A 4,111-nucleotide genomic window follows, 5' to 3' on the forward strand; every position below is an offset into this window, starting at 1 on the left:
GATCGCGGCCTTCGCCAGCACCGGCAGCCGCGACTCGCGGACGAACGTCATCAGGTCCGCGAGCAGTTCCGGGATCAGCTGCGCCGGCGGCGGCACGTAGTACGCCTCGGCGGGGGAGCGGCCGCCGATCCAGTTCTGCAGGTACCGGATCTCGCCGCCGTACTCCGGGGTCGGCGACTGGGCCATCAGGCGGCGGTGCGCCTCCAGCAGGTGGTCGACCTCGAGCTTCTCGCCGGCCTGCACGGACTCGGTCACCCAGGTCATCGCGTCGACCGCACCGAGAACCTCCTCGGCCGTCACGTCGTGGGTCCGGTCCCGCAGTACGTCTGCCTTCAGCAAGCGGCGCGCGCCGACGACGAGGCCCTCGATGTGCGACGACCCGACCGCCTCGGCCCGCAGGAGGAGCCGCGCCAGGGCCTCGCTGTTCGTGAGTACGGCGGCGGTCGCGTCCAGGCGGGCGAGATCGCCGGCGGCGTCCTCGAGCAGTCCGAGCACGTCGTCGGGCAGGTCGAAGGCGCGGCCGGCCAGCGGGTCCGGCAGGTACAGCTCGTACGACCCGCCGAGGCGCTCCGCCCGGGTGAACCCGTCGGGGTGCCCGGGCCAGCGGTGCAACTCGACTCTCGCCATACCCTTATTCAAGCTTACCCACAAACCTTGAACAAGAGCTGTGGATAAAGTGGCCCGGGCAGCGGGCAGACTGCTGGGTGTGACTCTGGACGCGCAGACGCAGCAGATGGTGGCCGCCAACCAGGCCGACTGGGACGCCCGGGCGCCGCTGCACGCGGCGAGCGCGTTCTACGACCGGCCTGCGGAGTACTGGTTCGCCGACTACGAGTGGGCGGATCTCGGGCCGCTCGACGGTCGTGACGTACTGCATCTGCAGTGTCATCTCGGGACCGAGACGATCGAGTTCGCGCGGCGGGGTGCGCGGACCAGCGGGCTCGACCTGTCGGAGAAGTCGCTGGAGGCCGCGCGCCGGATCGCGGGCGAGGCCGGGGTGGAGGTCGAGTATCTGCACGCGAACGTGTACGACGCGGTGTCCGCGGTCGGGGGTCGGCAGTTCGATGTCGTCTACACGGGCAAGGGTGCGCTTTGTTATCTGCCGGATCTGCCGCACTGGGCGGAGGTCGTACGCGAGCTGTTGAAGCCCGGTGGTTTCCTTTACGTCGTCGAGTTTCATCCGCTGCTGAACGCGCTGCGCGAGGTCTCGTTGCCCGGTGAGAGCGACGACCTCGTGCTCCGGGCCGACTATCTCGAAGGCCGTGGCGCGATCTCGCACGACTCCACCGTCACGTACACCGGCGACCAGGTCCCCGGCCGCCAGACCAGCTACGAATGGCGCCACGGCCTCGGCGAGCTCGTCACCACACTCGCCTCCGCCGGCTTCCGGATCACCACCCTGCGCGAATCCGAAGTACTCCCCTGGCCCCGCTGGCCCCACATGCACCAAACCCCCGAAGGCTGGTGGCACCTCCCCACCGACGCCCCCCGCATCCCCTTGCTCTTCGCCCTGAAAGCCACCCGATGACCCGCACCGACCGCGAACGCGACCTCGTCACGTACTACACCGGCGAACTACAGGCACGCGTCAACCGCGAACTCGCCGAGCCGCGGGTCGTACGGCGTACGGCGTACCTCGACCAACTGCACGCCGAAGGCCGCAGCACCGTTCTGGAGATCGGGTGTGGTCCGGGGCGGGACGGTCAGGCGATTGCGGCGGCCGGTTTCACCTACACCGGGGTCGACCTGGCGCCGGCCAGCGTCGAGGCGTGCTGTGCGCTCGGCCTGCGGGCCGAGGTTGCGTCTGTGCTCGAGCTGCCCTTCGCGGACGGCAGTTTCGACGCGGGCTGGACGATGAGCACGCTCCTGCACGTGGCCGACGAGGACCTTGACCGAGCCCTGGGAGAGATCGTCCGGGTACTCCGGCCGGGAGCTCCGCTGGCGCTCGGTCTGTGGGGGAATGCGGACGGAAGTGAGCAGGTGTGGCAGGACGGTAAGGGGTACGGGCCCGGGCGGTTCTTCAGTATCCGTACGGATGACGGGCTGCGGGCGGTGCTGGAGCGGTACGGCGAAGTCGAGCAGTGGGCGACCTGGGACGAGGACCGCGTCATGCACTACCAGTGGGCGGTGCTGCGGGTCAGCGTTTCTTGGGGCCGCGGATTGCTACGAAGATGAGGGCTACGCCGAAGGCGGCGATGATGGGGCCGATGGTGGCCCAGAGGGTTTGGCCGGTCATTGAGCTGCCTTTGAGGTAGCCGAGGCCCTGGAAGGTCCAGACGCCGCCTACCGCGATCAGTAGTGCGGCGAATGCGATGGCGACGATCTTTCCCATACCGCGAGACTAGCCTGGGTTCCTACGCGGCGACTGTTGGAGATGGTCGGCAATGGAAAGCGCGCACGACGTTCCGGTCCCTGGACTGACGGTTCAGAGCAGAATCCCGACGGTGGTGATGCAGGCCGCGATGGAAGGAACGCTCGAAGTCACCTCGACCAACTGCCTCGTCGTTCGGATGCCGTACGGCATTGGAGTCGGCGCCGAGGACCGCTACAGAGATGTCGATGTGGCTTGGCCACTCGGCTGGAGTGCGGGGATCCGTGAAGGTACGCCGGTTCTGATCGATGCCGACGGGCAGGTCGTGGCGCGCCTGGGTGACGAGGTGCGGGTCGGGGGAGGCTTCATCGAGCCCCGCGGATCGGTGTGGTTCCGTGCACGGGCAGCAAGGGGCGCATTTTCGAGGGCTACGAGCTCAGCCGTCTGTGAGTTGCGCGTCAGCCGAGCAGGGTGTCGCAGAGGGCGACGAGTTGCCGGCGGAGGGGGCGGGCTCGGTCGGCGAAGGTGCGTTGGGCTGCTGTGTACTCGGCCTTGCCGTCGGGGGTCTCGATGCGGACGGGGGAGTAGCCCAGGTCGGCCAGGTCGTACGGGGAGGCGCGCATGTCGAGGGTGCGGATGTCGCGGGCGAGTTCGAAGCACGACAGGACCAGCGTGCTCGGGGTGAACGGCATCAGCTTGCACGCCCACTTGTAGAGGTCCATGTTCGCGTGCAGGCAGCCGCCTTGTTCCAGGGCGGGCTGGGACTCGCGGGTCGGCTGCAGGACGTTCAAAGGGCGAGCGGATGCGGTGAAGAACCGGAACGCGTCGAAGTGGGAGCAGCCGATCTTGTGCGACTCGACGACCTGATCGGTGCCTTCGGCCCCCAATCGCAGCGGCCAGGCGGCGTGCCGTACTTCGGGGCTCCGGTACACCATCGCCCACTCGTGCAGGCCGAAACACCCGAACTGCGGCTGCCGGTCCAGCGTGGAGGACAGCAAGGCGCGGATCCACTTGATGCTGTCCGTACGGCGTTCCACCTCGGCCGGATCGAGCAAGGCGGCTCCGTCCACGACGACGTACCCACGGCGGCCTTCATAAACAGCCCCGCCCTCCAGGCGTACCCCCGGCCCGGGATGCCAGACCCGCAACTGGTTCGGACGTGTCGGGTAATACGTGAAGAGGAAGTCCTCGACCGGATGCGGCTCGCGGCGCGTTCGCCGTTCCAGGTGAGCGGCCAGCAGTACGTCGACCCGCCGGGCGTGAGCCTCGGCGTACGACGTCCACTCGGCAAGCGTCAGCGTGGTCACAGGTCGAGGGCGAAGGCGTACAGGTCGACGCCCGGGATGGGGGCCCAGTCACGCTCCGGGAGACGGGTGAAGCCGAGGCGTTCGTACAGGCGGTGGGCCGTGGTCATATAGCTGGCGCTGCACATCACGATCCGCCGCTGCCCGAGCTCACGGGTGCGGTCGATGCACCGCTGGGTGAGCGCCGTACCGACTCCCAGACCGCGCGCCCGGCCGGCGACGCCGAGCATGCGGAACTCGCCCTCGTCGTCCCGGCCGATCTCCCGGTACACGGACCCGACGGGGCAGTAGGTAACAGTCCCCAGCAGGCCATCGCCCGAAGCCGCCACCCACAGCTCCGCCTTGTCGGCACGATCCGCGGCCGCACGGAGCGTCATCGCGTACTCACCGCGCACGAAACCGTCGTGCGAATACGCCTCCACGGTCAGCTCACCGACCGCGTCGTACTCCGAAGAGTCAGCCAACCGGATCTTCATAGTCACCGGAATACTGTCTC

6 protein-coding genes are annotated in these 4,111 nt (G+C 68.4%); 2 read left to right on the top strand and 4 right to left on the bottom strand.

Going from position 1 to position 4,111, the window contains the following annotated elements; all coding sequences use genetic code 11:
- A partial coding sequence (locus VFF46_RS08685) for a Fic family protein (RefSeq protein WP_325036520.1) occupies positions 1 to 627 on the bottom strand: 627 nt, incomplete at its 3' end.
- Between the two features lie 79 nt (positions 628 to 706).
- Here VFF46_RS08685 and VFF46_RS08690 point away from each other — a divergent pair.
- Together VFF46_RS08690 and VFF46_RS08695 are read left to right on the top strand one after the other, a co-directional pair.
- On the top strand, positions 707 to 1,528 hold the full coding sequence (locus tag VFF46_RS08690; RefSeq protein ID WP_325036521.1) for a class I SAM-dependent methyltransferase: 822 nt from the start codon (positions 707 to 709) through the stop codon (positions 1,526 to 1,528).
- The gene (locus VFF46_RS08695) at positions 1,525 to 2,175 is read left to right on the top strand and encodes a class I SAM-dependent methyltransferase (protein WP_325036522.1); all 651 of its coding nucleotides are present in this window, start codon (positions 1,525 to 1,527) and stop codon (positions 2,173 to 2,175) included. Before VFF46_RS08690 ends, VFF46_RS08695 begins: the two co-directional genes overlap by 4 nt.
- On the opposite strand, the gene VFF46_RS08700 is transcribed toward VFF46_RS08695, so the two are convergent.
- From VFF46_RS08700 to VFF46_RS08710, 3 genes are all read right to left on the bottom strand, one after another.
- The gene (locus VFF46_RS08700; RefSeq protein WP_325036523.1) at positions 2,138 to 2,332 is read right to left on the bottom strand and encodes a hypothetical protein; all 195 of its coding nucleotides are present in this window, start codon (positions 2,330 to 2,332) and stop codon (positions 2,138 to 2,140) included. The two genes, VFF46_RS08695 and VFF46_RS08700, sit on opposite strands and share 38 nt — an antisense overlap.
- Positions 2,333 to 2,769: 437 nt before the next feature.
- Complete coding sequence (locus VFF46_RS08705) at positions 2,770 to 3,618, bottom strand: 3-methyladenine DNA glycosylase (protein WP_325036524.1); 849 nt, start codon at positions 3,616 to 3,618, stop codon at positions 2,770 to 2,772.
- A partial coding sequence (locus VFF46_RS08710) for a GNAT family N-acetyltransferase (protein ID WP_414673045.1) occupies positions 3,615 to 4,111 on the bottom strand: 497 nt, incomplete at its 5' end. The genes VFF46_RS08705 and VFF46_RS08710, both read right to left, overlap by 4 nt.

It is taken from the genome of Kribbella sp. (assembly GCF_035655035.1).
In the GTDB taxonomy this organism is placed as follows: Bacteria; Actinomycetota; Actinomycetes; order Propionibacteriales; family Kribbellaceae; genus Kribbella.